General features: G+C 72.2%; 16 protein-coding genes. 6 read left to right on the top strand and 10 right to left on the bottom strand.

What is annotated here, in order from left to right; all coding sequences use genetic code 11:
* Positions 1-72: 72 nt before the first annotated feature.
* Positions 73-2532: a non-homologous end-joining DNA ligase gene (gene ligD / locus WMF26_RS09670; protein WP_438000077.1), complete on the bottom strand. Its 2460-nt coding sequence runs from the start codon at positions 2530-2532 to the stop codon at positions 73-75.
* 153 nt (positions 2533-2685) lie between these two features.
* On the opposite strand from ligD, the gene WMF26_RS09665 reads away from it, so the two are divergent.
* Positions 2686-3900 (top strand): ATP-binding protein, encoded by a 1215-nt coding sequence (locus WMF26_RS09665; protein WP_438000076.1) that lies wholly within the window; start codon positions 2686-2688, stop codon positions 3898-3900.
* A 61-nt stretch (positions 3901-3961) separates the two neighbouring features.
* Here WMF26_RS09665 and WMF26_RS09660 read toward each other — a convergent pair whose 3' ends face one another.
* Together WMF26_RS09660 and WMF26_RS09655 are read right to left on the bottom strand one after the other, a co-directional pair.
* Positions 3962-4765 carry an SDR family NAD(P)-dependent oxidoreductase gene (locus WMF26_RS09660; RefSeq protein WP_437336873.1) on the bottom strand — a complete coding sequence of 268 codons (804 nt, stop codon included), beginning with the start codon at positions 4763-4765 and terminating at the stop codon, positions 3962-3964.
* Positions 4744-5319, bottom strand: a complete 576-nt coding sequence (locus WMF26_RS09655; protein ID WP_438000075.1) for a PadR family transcriptional regulator — start codon at positions 5317-5319, stop codon at positions 4744-4746. Before WMF26_RS09655 ends, WMF26_RS09660 begins: the two co-directional genes overlap by 22 nt.
* A 32-nt stretch (positions 5320-5351) precedes the next feature.
* Between WMF26_RS09655 and WMF26_RS09650 the strand changes: the two genes are divergently transcribed.
* From WMF26_RS09650 to WMF26_RS09640, 3 genes are all read left to right on the top strand, one after another.
* Positions 5352-5879 (top strand): Smr/MutS family protein, encoded by a 528-nt coding sequence (locus tag WMF26_RS09650; protein WP_438000074.1) that lies wholly within the window; start codon positions 5352-5354, stop codon positions 5877-5879.
* A 55-nt stretch (positions 5880-5934) separates the two neighbouring features.
* Positions 5935-7380: a sigma 54-interacting transcriptional regulator gene (locus WMF26_RS09645; protein ID WP_438000073.1), complete on the top strand. Its 1446-nt coding sequence runs from the start codon at positions 5935-5937 to the stop codon at positions 7378-7380.
* Positions 7381-7543: 163 nt separating this feature from the next.
* Entirely contained in the window at positions 7544-8140 is a 597-nt protein-coding gene (locus WMF26_RS09640; RefSeq protein ID WP_438000072.1) for a hypothetical protein, read from the top strand.
* A 31-nt stretch (positions 8141-8171) separates the two neighbouring features.
* Here WMF26_RS09640 and WMF26_RS09635 read toward each other — a convergent pair whose 3' ends face one another.
* On the bottom strand, positions 8172-8540 hold the full coding sequence (locus tag WMF26_RS09635) for a hypothetical protein (protein ID WP_438000071.1): 369 nt from the start codon (positions 8538-8540) through the stop codon (positions 8172-8174).
* 104 nt (positions 8541-8644) lie between these two features.
* Positions 8645-10030 carry an MATE family efflux transporter gene (locus tag WMF26_RS09630; protein WP_437945820.1) on the bottom strand — a complete coding sequence of 462 codons (1386 nt, stop codon included), beginning with the start codon at positions 10028-10030 and terminating at the stop codon, positions 8645-8647.
* Between the two features lie 393 nt (positions 10031-10423).
* Here WMF26_RS09630 and WMF26_RS09625 point away from each other — a divergent pair, with 393 nt between their 5' ends.
* The gene (locus WMF26_RS09625; RefSeq protein WP_438000070.1) at positions 10424-11908 is read left to right on the top strand and encodes a carboxypeptidase regulatory-like domain-containing protein; all 1485 of its coding nucleotides are present in this window, start codon (positions 10424-10426) and stop codon (positions 11906-11908) included.
* A 537-nt stretch (positions 11909-12445) separates the two neighbouring features.
* On the opposite strand, the gene WMF26_RS09620 is transcribed toward WMF26_RS09625, so the two are convergent.
* Positions 12446-12799: a hypothetical protein gene (locus WMF26_RS09620; RefSeq protein WP_438000069.1), complete on the bottom strand. Its 354-nt coding sequence runs from the start codon at positions 12797-12799 to the stop codon at positions 12446-12448.
* Here WMF26_RS09620 and WMF26_RS09615 point away from each other — a divergent pair.
* The gene (locus tag WMF26_RS09615) at positions 12789-13694 is read left to right on the top strand and encodes a glycoside hydrolase family 5 protein (protein ID WP_438000068.1); all 906 of its coding nucleotides are present in this window, start codon (positions 12789-12791) and stop codon (positions 13692-13694) included. The two genes, WMF26_RS09620 and WMF26_RS09615, sit on opposite strands and share 11 nt — an antisense overlap.
* Positions 13695-13884: 190 nt before the next feature.
* Here the strand turns inward: WMF26_RS09615 and WMF26_RS09610 are convergent, their stop codons facing one another.
* The 4 genes from WMF26_RS09610 to WMF26_RS09595 form a co-directional block, all read right to left on the bottom strand.
* Positions 13885-14070: a hypothetical protein gene (locus tag WMF26_RS09610; protein WP_437945816.1), complete on the bottom strand. Its 186-nt coding sequence runs from the start codon at positions 14068-14070 to the stop codon at positions 13885-13887.
* Positions 14071-14304: 234 nt separating this feature from the next.
* The gene (locus tag WMF26_RS09605; protein ID WP_438000067.1) at positions 14305-15987 is read right to left on the bottom strand and encodes an AMP-binding protein; all 1683 of its coding nucleotides are present in this window, start codon (positions 15985-15987) and stop codon (positions 14305-14307) included.
* A complete protein-coding gene (locus WMF26_RS09600) occupies positions 15984-16928 on the bottom strand; it encodes an SAM-dependent methyltransferase (protein ID WP_061625707.1) in 945 nt (314 codons plus the stop codon). Before WMF26_RS09600 ends, WMF26_RS09605 begins: the two co-directional genes overlap by 4 nt.
* Positions 16925-17251 (bottom strand): acyl carrier protein, encoded by a 327-nt coding sequence (locus WMF26_RS09595; RefSeq protein WP_061625706.1) that lies wholly within the window; start codon positions 17249-17251, stop codon positions 16925-16927. The genes WMF26_RS09600 and WMF26_RS09595 overlap by 4 nt, the downstream gene beginning before the upstream one ends.
* Positions 17252-17416: the final 165 nt, after the last annotated feature.

The following is a 17416-nucleotide window of genomic DNA, read 5'->3' as shown; positions in this document are numbered from 1 at the left end:
AAGCGTGACACCGCGCGGCGCCGCTCGTCGAGCCGCGAGGCGCGCGGCGCGCCGCGCGGAGCGCCCGCCTGCCTACGCCGGCATCCGCAGCGCGCGCCGCATCGCGGCCGTGATCTTCTGTCGGACCTCCCCGTAGCCGGCCCACGGGTCCTCCCGCAACGAGGCCAGGCGCTCGGGCAGGCTCCTGAGCGTGAATCGGTCCGAGCGCATCTCGGGGCCGAGCTCATCCCAGGAGAGCGGCGCCGACACCGGCGCCCCCGGCCGGGCGCGCGTCGAGTACGCGGCCACCGACGTCGCGCCCCTCGTGTTGCGCAGGTAGTCGATGAAGATCTTCCCCTTCCGCTGCGCCTTCGACACCGCGATCGTGTACCCCTTCGGATCGTGCCGCGCGATGTCCCCCGCCAGCGCCTTCGTGAAGGCGAGGCACTCGTCCCACCCGCTCGAAGGCGTGAGCGGCACCACGATGTGGAACCCCTTCCCGCCGGTCGTCTTCACGAAGCTCTCGAGGCCGAGCTCGACGAGGCGCTCCCTGAGCAGGAGGGCGGCCGCGATCACGCGCTCCCAGGCCACCGAGGGATCTGGGTCGAGGTCGAACACCACCCGATCCGGCTTCTCCAGCCGCGATGTCGTCGAGTTCCACGTGTGGATCTCCAGGATCCCCATCTGCGCGAGCGACACCAGGGCTTCGGCCGAGTCCGCGACGAGGTACTCGCCCGCCTTCGTCTTCTCCTGGATCGTCACGCGCCGGAGCGCGGACGGCCCCCACACCTTCGCGTGCTTCATGAAGACGCACTCGCTCTCCGCGCCCTCCGGACAGCGCACCAGCGTGAGCGGCCTGCCCTTCACCTGCGGCACCATCCGGCCGGCGACCGACGCGTAGTAAAGCGCGAGCTCGCGCTTCGTGATCCCCTGCGACGGGTACAGCACCCGGTCCGGGTGCGACAGGCGCACCCCCGCGACCGAGGCGCCGTCGCCGTCCTCCGCGTCCCGTGCCTCCCGCGAGCGCGCCCCGGCGCTCTTCCTGGGCGCCGCGCGCTTGTTCGCGCCCCGCGCCGCGCGCCCGCTCGCCCCCGGCGTCGCGCGCTCGCTCGCCTTGGGGGCCGCGCGCTTGTTCGCGCCCCGCGCCGCGCGCCCGCTCGCCCCCGGCGTCGCGCGCTCGCTCGCCTTGGGCGCCGCTGCCTTCGCCTTCTTTCCCTTCTCCCCGACCGGCGCGCTGCTGCACGACGCGCGGACCCAGCCCGGACCGCGGCCGGGCACGTAGGGCGCGTCGACTTGCTTGGACACGATCCCCTTCAGCGACAGCTGGCACCCCTTCTGGACGACCTCCTCCCACGACCCCTCGACGTGATCGCCGTAGCGCAGGGCGCCCCCGCCCTTGCTCGCGTCGCGGAGGAGCCGCTCCAGCGCCTGCTTCCGCGCCGAGAGGGGCGACGCCATGAGATCGTGGCCCTCCAGGTACAGGAGATCGAAGACGAAGTAGACGACCTCGCCCTCCCGGGGCGCGGCCTTGGCGCTGGACGGCGGCGGGGCCGTGGTGCCGTCGCGCCGGAGCACCGCCACCTCGCCGTCGAGCAACGCGCTCGTCAACCCGAGCCCCGCGATCGCCGCGGCGATCTGCTCGAAACGGCCCTTCTGCTCCTTCCCCTTCTCGTCCACGAGCCGCACGCGCCCGTCCTCGACCCAGGCCATGATCCGGCGGCCGTCGACCTGGATCTCGTGCAGCCACCCCTCGCCCTCCGGCGCCCCCCTCGGCTTGCCCTTCGCCTTGCTCGCCGCGAGCCGCTCGGGCAGCTGCGGCCGCACCTTCTGCGGCATCGCCGCCTCGCGCGCGCCCTCCACCCGCCCCGCGACGCGCGCCCAGCCGCCGTCCCCCCGCGCCCCGCGCCCGCCGCCCGCCGCCTTCTTGTTCTTGGTCTCCTTCTCGGCCCGGTTCGAGTGCCACACCCGGTCCTTGGCCGCGGCGATCTCCTCGAGCTGCCGCCCGCTCGCCACGCTCTCGGGCCGGGCGTCCACGACGCTGTACTCCTTCGTCGCGCGCGCCTCCGCGTCGTCCTCCTTGATGAGCAGCCAGCTCCTCCCCTCGTCGTCGTCCCGCCCGCGGGTCTTCACGAGGGTGAAGCCGCCGCGGAGCTTCTCGCCCCGCAGGAGGAACTTCAGCTTTCCGGCGTGATATCCCTTGTGCGGGTTCTCGAGCGGCACCCACGTGCCCCGGTCCCACAGGAGCACTGTCCCACCCCCGTACTGGCCTCGCGGGATGATGCCCTCGAAGTCGCCGTACTCGAGCGGGTGATCCTCGGTGTGCATGGCGAGCCGCTTGACCTCGGGGTCGAGGCTCGGCCCCTTCGGCACCGACCAGCTCTTGAGGACGCCCTCGAGCTCGAGACGGAAATCGTAATGCAGGTGCGAGGCGGCGTGCTTCTGGATGAGGAAGGCCCGCTCCTCGCCCTCGGCGGGCGCGGCGGTGGCCTCTTGTCCCCGCGGCTCGGGTGTGATGGAGAAGTCGCGTTTACGCCAGTACTCGCGCAGTCCCATGCGCTAGGGTTAGCAGAGGCCTGCACCCGCTGCAGCCGAGCTGCTGAGGACGCCGGGGGCTCCGGCCGCACCTCGGGACACGCATTCGAGCGGTCGACGGAGAAAACAAGGAGCATGTCCGGAATGGAACCCCCCTCGAAGGAGGGTAGGTTGATGGCGACCCTCGGGCGACTGCTCGAGCTCCCCGCGGCCGACCTCCGGCAATCGCTGAACCAGGCGAGTGAGCTCCTCGGGAGCGCGCTCGACGCCGAAAAGATCGACATCTTCCTCTTCGATCCCAGCAGGAAGACGCTGTGCGCCGCCGGGACGAGCAACACGCCGATGGGCCGGCTGCAGCAGTCGCTCGGCCTCGATGTCCAGGCGGTGGCCAACGGCGGCTCGATTGTCCAGGTCTTCACGACCGGCGATCCCTACATCACCGGGCACGCGGACCAGACGCCCGGCGAGCTCCCGGGCGTGGTCCACGATCTCGGGGTCCGGTCGCACATCGCGGTCCCGCTCGTCGTCGAGGGCGAGCGGCGAGGGATCGTCTCCGCGCAGTCCGCCCGGCCGGAGTTCTTCACCGAGGAAGATCTCCGCTTCCTGAGCGCGGTGTCGCACTGGATCGGCGCCCTGACGCACCGGGCGGAGCTGGTCGAGCAGGTCACCACGACCGCCGTCGCGCAGGGCCGACGCCAGGCCGCCGAGGAGCTGATCACGGTCGTGGCGCACGATCTGCGGAACCACCTCGGCCCGCTCATGAACCGCCTCGATCTGCTCCACCGGCGCGCCGAGCTCGCCGGCCGGGACGACGACCTGCGCGACCTCGACCGAGCGAGCGACGCGGTCGATCGGCTCGGCCAGCTCGTCTCCGACCTGCTGGACGTCGGGCGCCTCGAGCAGGGGCTGTTCGAGATCGCGCCGGCGCCCGTGGATCTGGTGGCGCTGGCGCAGGACACCGCCAGGGCGCTCGGGTCCCCGAGCGTCGAGGTCCGCGTCGAGGGCCCGCCGGAGCTCGCCGTCGTGGCGGACAAGGCGCGCATCCGGCAGGCGCTGGACAACCTCGTCAGCAACGCGATCAAGCACTCGCCCCGGGGGAAGTGGGTCCTCATCAAGCTCAGCAGCGATCTGCGCGAGGGAAAGGAGCGCGCCCACATCGATGTGGTCGACCACGGCTCCGGCGTGCCGCCGGAGCTCCTCCCGCGGATCTTCGACCGCTTCGTCACCGGCGGGAAGACGCCGGGGATCGGCCTCGGGCTCTACCTGGTCAGCCGGATCGCCGCCGCCCACGGGGCCACGCTGACGGTGAACTCCCCCCTCGGCGAAGGCGCGACGTTCCGGCTCAGCTTGCCCGTGAGCGGACCGCCGGATCACGCGAGAGACGCGTGACCCGGAGGGAGGGGCCACACGCGCGCCGCAGCCGCCTCGCCCGACCGTGCCCTGCGCTGGCCTAGGCGGCCGCGCGGCGCATGGCGGCGCTCTTCGCCCCGGCGCGCAGCCCGATGTCCTTCATGATGCGCGCCGCGAGGCCCGGCGCGATCCGCTGGAGCACGAGCAAGCTGCGGTTGGACGCGCCCGCGAGGAAGCTGCGCCGGTCCCGGCGGAGCGTCTCGACGAGCTGCTCGGCCACCCACTCGGGCGCGAAGATCTGCGGCCCTTCCAGCGGCCAGTCGTCGCCGGCGGCGGTGCTCGTGTGCGGGGGCGCGAACACGGTCACCCGGACGCCGCGCCCCTCGAGCTCGCCGCGCAGCGACTCGGAGAACGCGACGACCGCGGCCTTCGCCGCGGAGTACGCCGCCGCGGCCGGCATGGGCACCCACGCCACCGTCGAGGCGATGTTCACGACCGTGCCCGAGCCCTGCGCCAGCATCGCCGGCAGGACCGCCCGCGTGACGCGCTCCATCCCGAACACGTGCACGTCGAACATCGCGCGCGTGAACGCCCCGTCCGTCGACTCCCAGAGCGACATCTTGCCGCCGTTGCCGGCGTTGTTGATGACGACATCGATCCGGCCGAGCCGCTCCAGGATCGACGCAACCGCCGCCCCGACCGACGCGTCGGAGGTGACATCCATCTCGACGGCCACGGCGCTCCCCCCCTCGCGCGCGATGCGGTCCGCCTCCGCCGACAGCCTGGCCGCCGACCGCGCGGCCAGGACCACGCGCGCGCCCTCGCGGGCGAGCGCCCTCGCGCTCGCGAGCCCGATGCCCGAGGAAGCGCCCGTCACCACGATCACTTTGCCTTTCGGTTCCATCTCCTCTGTCCTCCTCCCTCTGCCGAGAGCTCGCCGCGGGCGCGCTCGATCCACCGGAGCTCCGTGTCGCACCACGCGAGCCCGTGCTCGATGCTCAGCCGCCACAGGTCGCGCTCGCGCGAGGATCGCGCGAGCGCGAAGATCCGCGGGTCCTCCAGCCTCCCCTCGTAATCGCTCTTCGTCGCCTCGAGCTCCCGGGCGTACCTCGCCAGGAGGTCGTCGAGCTTCTTCGGCGGCACCTGCGCCGCGAACACCAGCTTGAGCAAGAGCGGGTGCCGCAGCACCAGCGGCTCGAGCGGCTCCTCGAGCCACGCCTTGAGCGCCGCTCGGCCGGGCTCCGTGAGCGAGTACACCTTCCGGTCGGGCTTGCCGTCCCCAGGCATCGTCGTGACCTCGACGAGCCCCTCGCGCTCCATCGCGTGCAGCTCCCGGTAAATCTGGCTCTGGGTCACGGACCAGAACGAGCGCACCGACCCGTCGAACCGCTGCTTCAGCGTGTAGCCGCTCGTCGGCTCGAGCGAGAGGAAGCCCAGGAGGGCGCCGCGGAGTGACATGACACACTCAACATAAGCCATGAGTGTCATATGTGCAATGTGATTTATGGACGCCCGGGCCGCTCTGGCGCGCCCGCGCGCCGCCCGGTGGCGGCCGGTGGCGCCCGGTGGCGCCCGGTGGCGGCCGCCGCGGGCTCGGCTACACCGCGCGGGTGCTCCGCCGACTCCTCGCCTGGCTCGGTCGCGCGCCCGCGCCCCGGGCGCCCGCGTCCCCCGACCTCGACGGCGTCGCCGGCCCGCCCGAGCCGCCCGAGCCCGAGCCGCCCGGCCCCGACGACGTCGTGGTCATGCCGATCGAGGACGCGATCGACCTGCACACGTTCGCCCCGCGCGACGTCGCCTCGGTCGTCGAGGAGTACCTCCACGAGGCGCAGCGGCGCGGCTTCCGCGAGGTGCGGGTCATCCACGGCCGCGGCAAGGGCGTGCAGCGCCGCGTCGTGCGGGGCGTCCTCGCGCGCCACCCCGCGGTCGAGGGCTTCCGCGACGCGCCGGCCTCGCGCGGCGGGTGGGGCGCGACCGTCGTGTGGCTCAAGCCCGCGGGCAGCGACGCCGCGCCGTGATCCGCCCGCAAGGCCACCTGGAACGGCCAGAGGCTCCCGCGTTAAGATGGCGCGCATGTCGCGTCCCCCCGCCACGCCCGACGACCCGAGCCCGACCAGCATCGCGGCCGCCACCGAGCCCCGCATGAAGGCCGAGGTGCTCGCGGTGCCCCGCCTCGAGCTCTGCGTCGAGCGCGAGGCGGGCAAGCCCGCGAGCCGGACGATGGTGCTCGACGGCGACTTCATCCGCATCGGCTCCCACCAGAGCAACGATCTCGTCCTCGCCGATCGCGCCGTCTCGCGCTTCCACTGCATCCTCGAGCGCGTGAAATCGACGTACCGGCTGACGGACGTCGGCTCGCTCAACGGGACGACCATCGCCGGCGTCCGCGTGCGGGACGCCGACGCCCTGCTGCCCGAGTGTCGCATCGAGCTCGGCGAGTCGGTCGTGCGCATCCGCGACGCCGCCGCCGTCGCCGAGACCGAGCTCGCGCGCGCCGTCAGCTTCGGCGCGCTCCAGGGCGTGTCGGTCCCGATGCGGCGCCTCTTCCCCGTCCTCGATCGCGTGGCGAAGAGCGCGCCCGACGTGCTCATCGAGGGCGAGAACGGCACGGGCAAGGAGGTCATCGCCACCGAGCTCGTCCAGCGCGGCGCCCGCGCCCACAAGCCGCTCGTCATCGTCGATTGCGGCGCCATCTCGCCGAGCCTCATCGAGAGCGAGCTGTTCGGCCACGTGCGCGGCTCCTTCACGGGCGCCTCGCGCGACCGCGCCGGCGCCTTCGAGGAGGCCGACGGCGGCACCGTCTTCCTCGACGAGATCGGCGAGCTGCCGCTGGAGATGCAGCCCAAGCTGCTCCGCGCCCTCGCCTCGCGCGAGGTGCGCCGGCTCGGCGAGAGCCGGGTGCGCAAGGTCGATATCCGGGTGATCGCCGCCACGAACCGGCGCCTCGAGCGCGAGGTGAACAGCGGCCGGTTCCGCGAGGACCTCTATTACCGCCTCTCGGTGCTCACCGTGCGCGTCCCGCCGCTCCGGGAGCGCAAAGAGGACATCGGCCTCCTCGTCCACTGCTTTCTGAACGAGCTCGGCGCCGTCGACAAGGTGCACCTCTTCCCGCCCGACGTCATCGAGGACATGAAGCGCTACGACTGGCCCGGCAACGTGCGAGAGCTGAGGAACTACGTCGAGCGCCGCGTGGTGCTCGGCGAGGGCGCCTCCATGGGGGCGGCGGCGCCGTCGGAGCAGAGCTCCGCGCCCCCGGGCTCCGGGCCGCCGGGCTCCGGGTCCCAGGGCGCCGCGCCGCCGGGCGGCGCGCACGACCTGCCCGCCGCGAACATCGAGATGCCCTTCAAGGAGGCGAAGGAGGCCATCATCGACAGGTTCGAGCGGGACTACCTCGCCGCCCTGCTCGAGTGGTCGAACGGCAACGTGAGCCGCGCCGCGCGCAAGGCGGGGCTCGACCGGATGTACCTCCACCGCCTCCTCCAGCGCCACGGGCTGCGCCGCGCCGCCGCCCTCGACTGAGCGGCGCCGCGCCCGGGGCCGTGCGCGGCCGCGCGCGATCTTGCGCCCGCCCTTGCGATAGGAGAGGGCGCCGCCGCCTCGGCCATGTCACAGTCGCGGCGCAATGGCGCGACCCGTCCGTGTGCGCAACCTCGCAAAATCCCTAAACATTTCTGAAACAGAGATGCTCGTCTGGCTCGCGGAGAACGCGCCCGCGGCGGAAGTCCGTCACCCGGCGGACTTCCTCCCCGCGGAGATCGCGGAGCGCGCGCAGGAGGCGCTCGCCCGATCGCCGGAGCCCGCGCCGGCGCAGGAGCCGGTCGAGCGCCGCTGCGCCGACTGCATGAGGCTCCCCGCGAAGGCGGGGGTCCGCGCGGTGGAGATCGGCACCGACGCAGTTTGCGACATGTGCGGCAGCTCTGCGAACAAGCGGGCGGCGCTCGCGATGATCGAGGCGTTCCGCACGCGGGGGCTCCGGCGGCTGCTCGTGGTCGGCGGGGGGCCGGGCACGGCCGAGGACCTGCGCCGGCTGCTCGCGGGCGAGGTCGACATCCGCATCGTGGACGGCGAGGGCCACCGCAACGCGGCGAAGGCCGACGCCGATCTCCGCTGGGCCGACGTTGTCGCGGTCTGGAGCTCGACCATCCTCTCGCACAAGGTCTCGAAGCTCTACACCGATCGGCGAGACGCGTTCGGCGGCAAGCTCGTCACCGTGCCGAGGCGCGGCGTGGCCGCGCTCTGCATGGCGGTGACCGAAAAGGTGGGCTTGACGACAGGGTAGTCGCCTTTTCCTTCCTTGTCACCGGCGCCCGCTATCCCGCGCCTGCTTCGCCGGTCGCGCCCTCGTCGGGCCAGCTGCTCTTGTGTTCTGCGCTCGACTCCGGATTCAGCGGCTTGCTCCCGTCGAACACGCCGGGGATCGCCTCGTTGCTCGACCCGCCCCCGCGCGGCGTATCCACGGGCCCCGCCCACGCGTCGCCCTCCTCGACGTCCTGGTCGCGGGCCCCTTGCTCCCGCGCGTCCGGGGCGCCCTTGCGCCCCTCGGGCGCCGCCGGCGCTCCCTTCTGCCCCGCTGCGCTCGGGTCGCCCACGGTCCCCTCCGAGAGGCCGCCGTAGCCGGGCGGGCTCGCAGCGGGGCTCTGGGGCGCTCGCCCGTTCATCGTGCGCTCGTCTTGAGCCATGGCGTATCTCCTTTGCGACGAGGTGCAGCAATGGACATGCCACCTTCGGCGCGGAGACGGGCGCGGCGTGGGCGGAGAGGGGCGCGGCGTGGATCGACCGGCGCTCACGCCGGGCGGCTGTTGAGCCGCATGCGGCGGAGGGTGCGCCGCGCGTGGGGCACCCAGCCACGGAAGTGCCAGCGCGCGGACATGGCGAGCCCGCGGACCCACTCGTCGGCGGCGTAGGCCACCCAGACGCCGGCGAGCCCCCAGCCGAGGCGGACGCCGAGCAGCCACGAGAGGCCGACGGCCACGGCGAACATCGAGAAGACGCCGAACCCGACCGGAAAGCGGGCGTCGCCGGCGGCGCGCAGGCCGTTGATCACAACCAGGTTGAGCGTGCGGCCCGGCTCGACAAGGAGGGTGAGCCAGAGCAGCTTGGAGCCGGTGGCGATCACCTCCGGATCGCTCGTGAACAGGCCGAGCAGGCGGGGGCCGAGCAGCGCGGTGGCGAGCACCAGGGTGACGCACACGCCGAACCCGACCGCCAGGCCGCCGCGCACCTGGCGATCGGCGCCGTGCAGCTCGCCCGCGCCGATGTGGTGCCCGACCACGATCTCGGTCCCGAAGCCGATCGCCATGCCGAACAGGAGCAGGAAGTGCACGATCTGCATCGTGTACGTATGCGTGGTGAGCGCCGTCTGCCCCATGTCGGCGACCATGGCGAGGATCATCATGAAGCTGATGCGATAGACCACGTTCTCGCCCGCCCCCGGCAGGCCGATGTGCAGCACCTCGCGGAGCTGCTCGCGGCGAATGCGCCAGAAGTCCTCGAAGGTCGGGCGGATGCCGAGGCGCGCGATCCACAGCTGCCGGTGCATCCAGAAGGAGCACGCGCGCGCGATCACCGCGGCGATCGCGAGCCCGTTCATGCCGAGCCCCGGCCACGCGCCGACACCGAACATGAGCGGCAGGCTGAGCGAGAGCTGCACGACGTACATGACGATGATGAGGCGCAGCGTGTCGCGGCCGTACGTGTGGGCGCGCAGCACCGAGCCCATCGAGAAATTCAGCGCGTCGAAGGCCAGCATCACGCCGACCGCCATCAGGTAAGGCTGCGCGATCGGGAACAGGGACGGCGGCAGGCGCATCAGCTCGAGCAGGGGCCTCGCGCCGACCGCGATGACCGCGCAGCTGGCGAGGCCGAGCCACATGCTGGCCGCGAGCGACGCCCGCGCGACCCGCTCCGCGGCGGCGCGGTCGCGCGCGCCGAGGCACTGAGTGACCACCACGCTCGCGCCGACGCTGACGAAGCGAAAGGTGATCATGAAGGTCAACATGATCTGGTTGGAGAGCCCGTACGCCGCGGCGGCCTCGTCGGACAGGCGGCTGACCAGCCATACGCCGAACACCCCGACGAGCATGTGCAAGAGGTGCTCGCTGAAGATGGGCCAGGTGATCTCGAGCAGGCGGGGGCGAGGAAGAGACGGAGCAGGAATGACCGATTGCAAGGCGCCGCATCCTACTCTGCCGGGCTGCCTCTCGCCATGTCGGAACACGGCTGGGCGAGCGCCGGCCGCCGCGCTGTCGCGCTGCCGCCGAGGGGCGGTCGCCGCGCGATCGCGCGGCGCTGTGGTCCGCGCGAAGGCGGCTGGGTCCGCTGTCGCCTGTCTCCTCACGGTCCGCTCGGGTCGCACCGGCCGAACGGCGCCGGAGGCGCGGGGCGCTGCCGCCGCGCTCTCGCGGCGACGTAAGCGAGAGAGGGCGAGATCGAGGGGAGACGGCGAGGCGTGTCGCCGCTCGCCTTCTTGCAGGGTTATCCCTTCCCGGCTCCCCCTCGCCTCGATTACCCTCGGAATGAGCGGAGCTGGGCGCCCTCGCCCCGCCGCGCCCGGAGGGTTCGAATGGTGAAGCTGCATGACATCGCCGGATGGCTCCTGGCCGCGGCGGCCGTGGCGCCGGCCGTGGCGGCCGGGTGCGCTTGCGGCGATCCGAGCGGGGCGCCCGCGAGCGGCTCCGGCGCCGGCGGCGGCGGGGGCGCGGACCAGGGCGCGGGGAGCGGCCTCGGGGGCGACCCGTTCCCGGGCGGGAGCGGCGTATCCATCGTCGGGAGCGGCGGGTGCGAGGGGCTCGAGTGCCAGAAGATCGCCTGTCCGGGCGGCGGCAAGACCACGGTGAGCGGCACCGTGTATGCGCCTGCGGGCGAGCTCCCGCTGTACAACGTCATCGTGTACGTCCCGAACAGGGAGCTTGATCCGATCGCCGACGGGGCGAGCTGCGAGCCGTGCAACGTGACGCTCTCCGGGGACCCCATCGCGCTCGCGCTGACGGACACGGAGGGGCGGTTCGTGCTGGAGGACGTGCCGGTCGGCGAGGACATCCCGCTCGTCGTCCAGCTCGGCAAATGGCGGCGCCGGATCACGCTGCCGAAGGTCGAGGCGTGCGTCGACAACCCGACCGTCGACGGGGAGGTCCGGCTGCCGCGCAACACGTCGGAGGGCCATCTCCCGAAGATCGCGCTGACGACCGGCGGCGCGGACGTGCTGGAGTGCCTGCTCTACAAGATGGGTATCGACGCGTCGGAGTTCACGCCGGAGACGGGCGACGGGCGGGTGAACCTGTTCGCCGGGCGCGCCATCGAGGGGGACAGCGCGACGAGCCGGTACCGCGACGGGCTGAACGGCGGGGCGGCCTTCTCCCCTGCGCGGGAGTTCTGGGGCTCGCTCGACAACCTGCAGCGATACGACATGGTGATCCTGTCGTGCGAGGGGTCGGCGTTCCTGGCCGACAAGCCCGAGGCGGCGCTGCGGGCGATGTTCGACTACGCGTCGGCGGGAGGTCGCGTGTTCGCCTCGCACTGGCACAACACCTGGCTGCGGCTCGGGCCGGAGCGGTTCCCCGAGACGGCGGACTGGGACGAGGGCAGCGACCCGGACGACGGGCTCCCCGTGATGGTGGACACCACGTTCCCGAAGGGCGCGGCGCTCCGGGACTGGCTCGTCCGCGTGGGGGCGTCGACCGTGCCGGGGCAGATCGAGATCGACGATCCGCAGCACTGGGTCGACTCGGTGAACGAGGAGATCGCGACGCGGTGGCTCTACAACGACGCCGACCCGGCCTTCGACGCGCGGGCGGGGGTCAAGTACTTCACGTTCAACACGCCGATCGGCTCCCCGGAAGAACAGCAATGCGGCCGGTTCGTGTACACGGACATCCACGTGGCGGCGACCGACGTGGCCGGGGCGCCGTTCCCGAGCGGGTGCGAGGACCGCGACGGGGAGATCCATGAGCTGACGGCCCAGGAGAAGGCGCTGCTCTTCATGCTGTTCGACCTGTCGGCGTGCGTCACGCCGGACGACGAGCCGCCGCCGGTGCCTGTCCCGAGGTGACCCGACGTGACGGAGCGCTCGCCGTCGTGGCGAGGTGCTCAGTGGCCAACGTGGGCACCGGTCGGCGGGTGGACCAGGACGGCACAGAGGGCCACGACAGGCGCGCTCGAGGCTTGACATCCCGAGCGCGTTCGTCATCGCTTTCACCAGCGCGATTGACGCTATGCGCATGGATGGGCGGTTGACCAGGGTGGCCGCCCGACCACCGACGAGCGCGCGGTAGCCTGCGCAGATCCTCGAGGGAAAAGCGAGGGAAAGACGGCTCGCGCAGGCCACGGACGCACGGCGACACCGCCCGATTCGCGGGTCCAGCGGACTGGCATGCGTCTTGCGGAAATTTTTAGTTGCCTGCACACCACGGCTCGGGCACATCGACGCCCGTGATGGCCCCGCCTCACACCTCCCCGGTGGCTGACGGCCGCTCGCCCACGAGCGCTTCGCCCGGCAGCATGGTATCATGGCCTACATGCCAAGGCTTAGTTTTCTCTATTAACTTTTACCGCGTAGAGGGCTTGCCACCGGCGCTGAGCTGCCCTTTTAATGCCGCGCCATACGGTTACTTCCCTTGGAGGACATGATGAAGAGCGTTTCGTTTCGCGGTGTGCTTGGCAGGTCGAAGTGGTCATTCGGCCTCGCGGCGGTCGCCCTGCAAGCAGCCGCGCTGATCGGCTGCGGCGACGCGTCGACGGATGATGGCGTGGGCGGCGCCGGCGGCGCCGGCGGCGGCGGCGGGGGGACGACGACCGGGACCACGTCGACCTCGGCCAGCTCGACGACCTCGGTCAGCTCGACGACCTCGGTCAGCTCGACGACCTCGGTCAGCTCCACCACGACGGGGCCCGGGACGACCTCGTCGTCGACGACGAGCACGGGCACCGGGATGGTGCCCACGGACGGAACGCCGGTCGAGCGCCACGGCGTGCTCCGGGTCAAGGACGGCAACATCGTCGGTGAGCACGGGGCCCCGGTCCAGCTCAAAGGCATGAGCCTGTTCTGGAGCCAGTGGAGCAACTACTACAACGCGAACGTCGTCAACTCGATCGCCGACAACTGGAAGGCGACCGTCGTCCGCGCGGCGATGGGCATCGAGAACGAAGGCGGCTACCTCGAAGACGCGGGCGGCCAGAAGGCCAAGGCGAAGGCCATCGCCGACGCGGCGATCGGGAAGGGCATCTACGTGATCCTCGACTGGCACGATCACAACGCGAACAACCACCTCGATCAGGCGAGGAGCTACTTCCGCGAGGTGGCGCAGACCTACAAGAACGTGCCCAACGTGATCTTCGAGGTCTTCAACGAGCCGCTCAACACGCACAACTGGCAGACCGTGAAGTCGTACGCCGAGGCGGTGATCGGCGAGATCCGCGGCCAGGGCGCGAACAACCTCGTCATCGTCGGCTCGCCGAACTGGTCGCAGGACGCGGACATCGCCGCGGACAACCGCATCAACGACCCCAACGTGGCGTACACCCTGCACTTCTACGCCGCGACGCACAAGAACACGCTGCGCGAGAAGGCCCAGCGCGCGATGGACAAGGGCCTGGCGCTGTTCGTGACCGAGTGGGGGACGTGCGACGCCAGCGGCGACGGCGCGCTCGATCTCGGCGAGTCGGGGACCTGGCTCAACTTCCTCGACGCGCACAACATCAGCTGGGCCAACTGGTCGCTGGGCGACAAGGCCGAGGCGTGCTCCGCGCTGAAGCCCAGGGCGAACACCATGGGCAACTGGACCGACAACGACCTCACCGAGTCGGGCAAGTGGGTGAAGGCGAAGATCGCGGAGTGATCCGCGGCCCCGGGCGCTCGCCCCGGGATCATTCGCTGGTTCGCGCCGTGCAATGGCTCAATGACAATGGAAGCGGCCAAGAGCACTGCAGCGCGGACGAGGCTCACCAGGAGACGGCGCGCATCGCTTTGCCCTGACCCTCAGCGAGCGGGGAGCGCGCGCCCGCCGAGCGCGCGTCTCCCCGCATCGCTCACGCGCGCTTCGGCGCCTTCTCCGAGGACAGGGGCCGCCCCGCACAGAAAGGGCACTGGTCGTCCGAGCTCCAGTCGTCGTCCTCGAGGCCGAGCGCCCGGAGCTGCTCGAGCTCCCACGCGCGCGCCTCGGGCGAAAGCGGGGCAGGACAGGTCGAGGCGTGTTCTGTCGGGCGACGCAACATGGACGGTCCCGTTCGGTTGGGCTCCGGAGGGCGGCTCCGGGATCTATCGCGCGCAGCGCTGCAGCGCCCGCGAAATCGGCCGCATCGCGACGAGTTTGTCCATCGTTGAGGCGAACGGAAAAGACCTCTGGAGGACGGTTGAACGGCAAACCGGCAGTTCGACCTGAACCCACAGATGCGCGCTATGGGCGCCCCCCGACTCGCACGGTAGGCCCCCACGGGGGCCGGCGCCCTTCAGCGAGGCCCCCCCGCGCGCAGCCGCTCGGCGACCTCGCGGCGCCGCAGCTTGCCGCTCGTCGTCTTGGGCAGCTCGCCCGGCGGGAGCAGGACGACCTGGTCGACCGTGACCCCGTTCGCCCGCAGCGCCTCGCGCACGCGCTCCGTGAGGCCGGCGTGCTCGGAGGCCTCGGCGCGCGTCTCGGCGACCACGTAGACGGCCTCGGTCTGCCGCTCCTCGAGGAAGAGCCCCACCGCGACCACGCACCCGGCACGGATGCCGTCGACCCGGGACGCGATCTCCTCGATCACCGCGGGGATCATCGTGTGACCGCCCTTGATGATCACCTCCTTCTTCCTGCCGGTGACGAACAGCGTCCCGCGATCGAGGAACCCGAGATCCCCCGTGCGCAGCCAGCCGTCGACGAGCGCCTCGGCGGTCGCCTCGGGCTCGTCGAAATACCCCTCCATCACGGTCTCCGAGCGCACCTCGATCTCCCCCACGGCGCGCTCCGGGACGGGGCTGCGCCCGGCGTCCACGACGCGGATCTCCGTGCGCGGGATCGGCCTGCCGACGCCGACGAGCTCCAGCGACAGCGGCCCCGGCGCGGCCTCCTCGACGCGGCCCTCGCGCTCGAGCAGGCCGCGATCCACCGTGAGCACGCGCGGCGCGGCGAGCAGATCGGGGAAGGTCACGGCGACCGTCGCCTCGGCGAGCCCGTAGACCGGGAAGAACGCCTCGAGGCGGAAGCCGCACGGCGCGAACGCCTCGGCGAAGCGGCGGAGCAAGGCGGGGGCGATCGGCTCGGCGCCGACCATCGCGCACCGCCACGCGCCGAGATCGAGGCCCGCCTCGACGGCGCGGCGGGCGAGCCCGACGCAGATGGCGTAGGCGCTCGGCGGCCCGAGCGAGATGGCGCCCCGGATGCGCGACATCTCCGCGAGCCACGAGAACGGCCGCGTCCGGAACTCGAGCGGCGAGAGCATGTGCACGGGGAAGTCGTTGAAGAGCGGGAAGAGCAGCCCGCCGACGAGCCCCATGTCGTGGTGGAGCGGCAGCCACGACACGCCCCCCGCGCCCTCGCCGCGCACCGGGAGCCGCTGGCTCATCGCGTCGAGGTGCAGCATGAGCCGCTCGTGCGGGATGACCACGCCGCGCGGGTGCCCGGTGCTGCCGCTCGTGAGCTGGATGAGCGCGGGGCCGGGCGCGCGGTCCGGATCGGGCAGCGAGGCGTCGAGCGGCGCGTCGAGCAGCGGCTCGGCGGCGAGCTGCGTGAGGCCGTCCGCGCCGCCCTCGCCCTGCGCGAAGCCGAGCAGCGCCGACGAGACCACGAGCGCGCGGGCGCCGACCCGGGCGGCCGTCCGCCGGAGCTCGCCGAGGAACGCCGCCACGTCGGTGAGCCGGTACGGCACCCCGACCTGGATCGGCACCGCGCCGAGCACCCAGACGCCGAAGAGGCACGGCACCGCCACCTCGACGTCCGTCACGAGCATGAGCACGCGGTCGCCCGGGCGCACGCCCGCCGCGAGCAGCCCCGACGCCGCCGCGCGCGCGCGGCGCCAGTACTCCGCCCACGTCCAGCCGACGAACTCGCCTTGCTGCTTGTGGTAGAAGCCGAACCGATCCGGCGTGGCCTCGGCGCGCGCCCGGAGCAGGCCCGCGACCGTCCGCGCGGCGACTCCACCATTCACGGCGCTCACGGCGCGCGCCCCGGCTCGGGCGAGGGCGCGACGCCGAGGCGCTCGCGGCCGCCGCCCTTCGTCGCCACGATCATGTACTCGAGCGCGGTGCGGCGCGCGAACGAGAGCCGGCCCACGGTCATGTACGTCTGGAGCAGCCGCGAGAAGCCGGGCGCGCGCGCGTCGATCCGGGCGCGGTTCGCGCGCACGTTGTCGATCCACCGGGCGACCGTGTGCACGTACGAGCTCGTGAGGTCCTCGACGCGCCGGACATCGAGGCCGGCCTGCTCGATCATCCCGAGCTCCTCGGCGAGCGAGATCAGGCGGCAGTAGCCGAGCGCCTGGACGAAGATGTACTGCGTGGCGGAGCTCTCCCGGTCGCCGCGGGCGCGCGCCGGGAAATAGCAGTCGGAGATGAGCAGCCTGCCGCCCGGGCGCAGCGCGGCGGCGATCTTCTGGTGGATCCGCTCGCGGTTGTGCATGTGCACGATGCTGCCCACGAAGAGCACCGCGTCGAGCGACTCGGGCTCGAGGTCGACGTCCTCGATATGGGCGAGGTCGATGCGGACCCGCGAGGCGACGCCGGCCCGGTCGGCGCGGCGGAGCGCCTCCTGCCGCTGCTTGTCGCTCAGCGTGACGCCCCGGAAGCTCCCGCCGGTGCGCTCGGCGAGATAGATGAGGTTCGAGCCCCAGCCGCACCCCACGTCGAGGACGCGCTCGCCGGGGTGGATATCGAGCTCGCGGCGGACCCAGTCGTACTTGCGCTCCTGCGCCGCCTCGAGGCTCTCCCCGGGATCGAGGAAGATGCCCGTCGCATAGGCGAGGCGGCTGTCGAGGACCATGGAGAAGATCTCCGGGTCGTTCTGGTAATGGGCGGCGACCTCCCGCCGCTCGTGCTCCCGCTGCTCCTCGGGCGTCCGGCCGGCGGCCTCGCGCTCGGCGCGCGTGCGCGGGGAGATCACGACGCCCCTCCCCGGCCGCCCCGCGCCGCGAGCTGCGCCTCGACGAAGGCGATCACGTCGCCCACCGTGGTGATCTGCGCCTGATCCGGCGCCGCGAAATCGGGCGCCACGATCTGGAATCGCTCTTCCAATGCGACGTTGACCTCGATGAGCGCCAGCGAATCCACGCCGAGGCCGCTCTCGAGCGACAGATCGGGAGTCACGGCATCGACGCTCATCCCACATCGCTCTGCAATGATGGTGCGGACCTCGCGGGCGATCTCCGGATCTCCCCCGCTCGCCGCCTGCGGCTGCTTCTCCAGCGCCGCCTCGCTCTTCTTCATCGCGCTCTCCAGTCCAGGGTTGGGCGCGCGCGACCTTCGATGCGCCGGCGCGAGTGGACTTCCATGCCAGCGCCGGTCACGGCCGGACTGGGCCGTACCATGATCGTCATTCGCCGTCCATGCCCGGACGAGCGCGCTCGCCCGCTGGGACGGCGCGCTGGCGGC

The organism is Sorangium sp. So ce185, assembly GCF_051526825.1.
GTDB classification, from domain to species: domain Bacteria; phylum Myxococcota_A; class Polyangia; order Polyangiales; family Polyangiaceae; genus Sorangium; species Sorangium cellulosum_D.
This window is presented reverse-complemented; position numbering and strand designations above follow the sequence as displayed.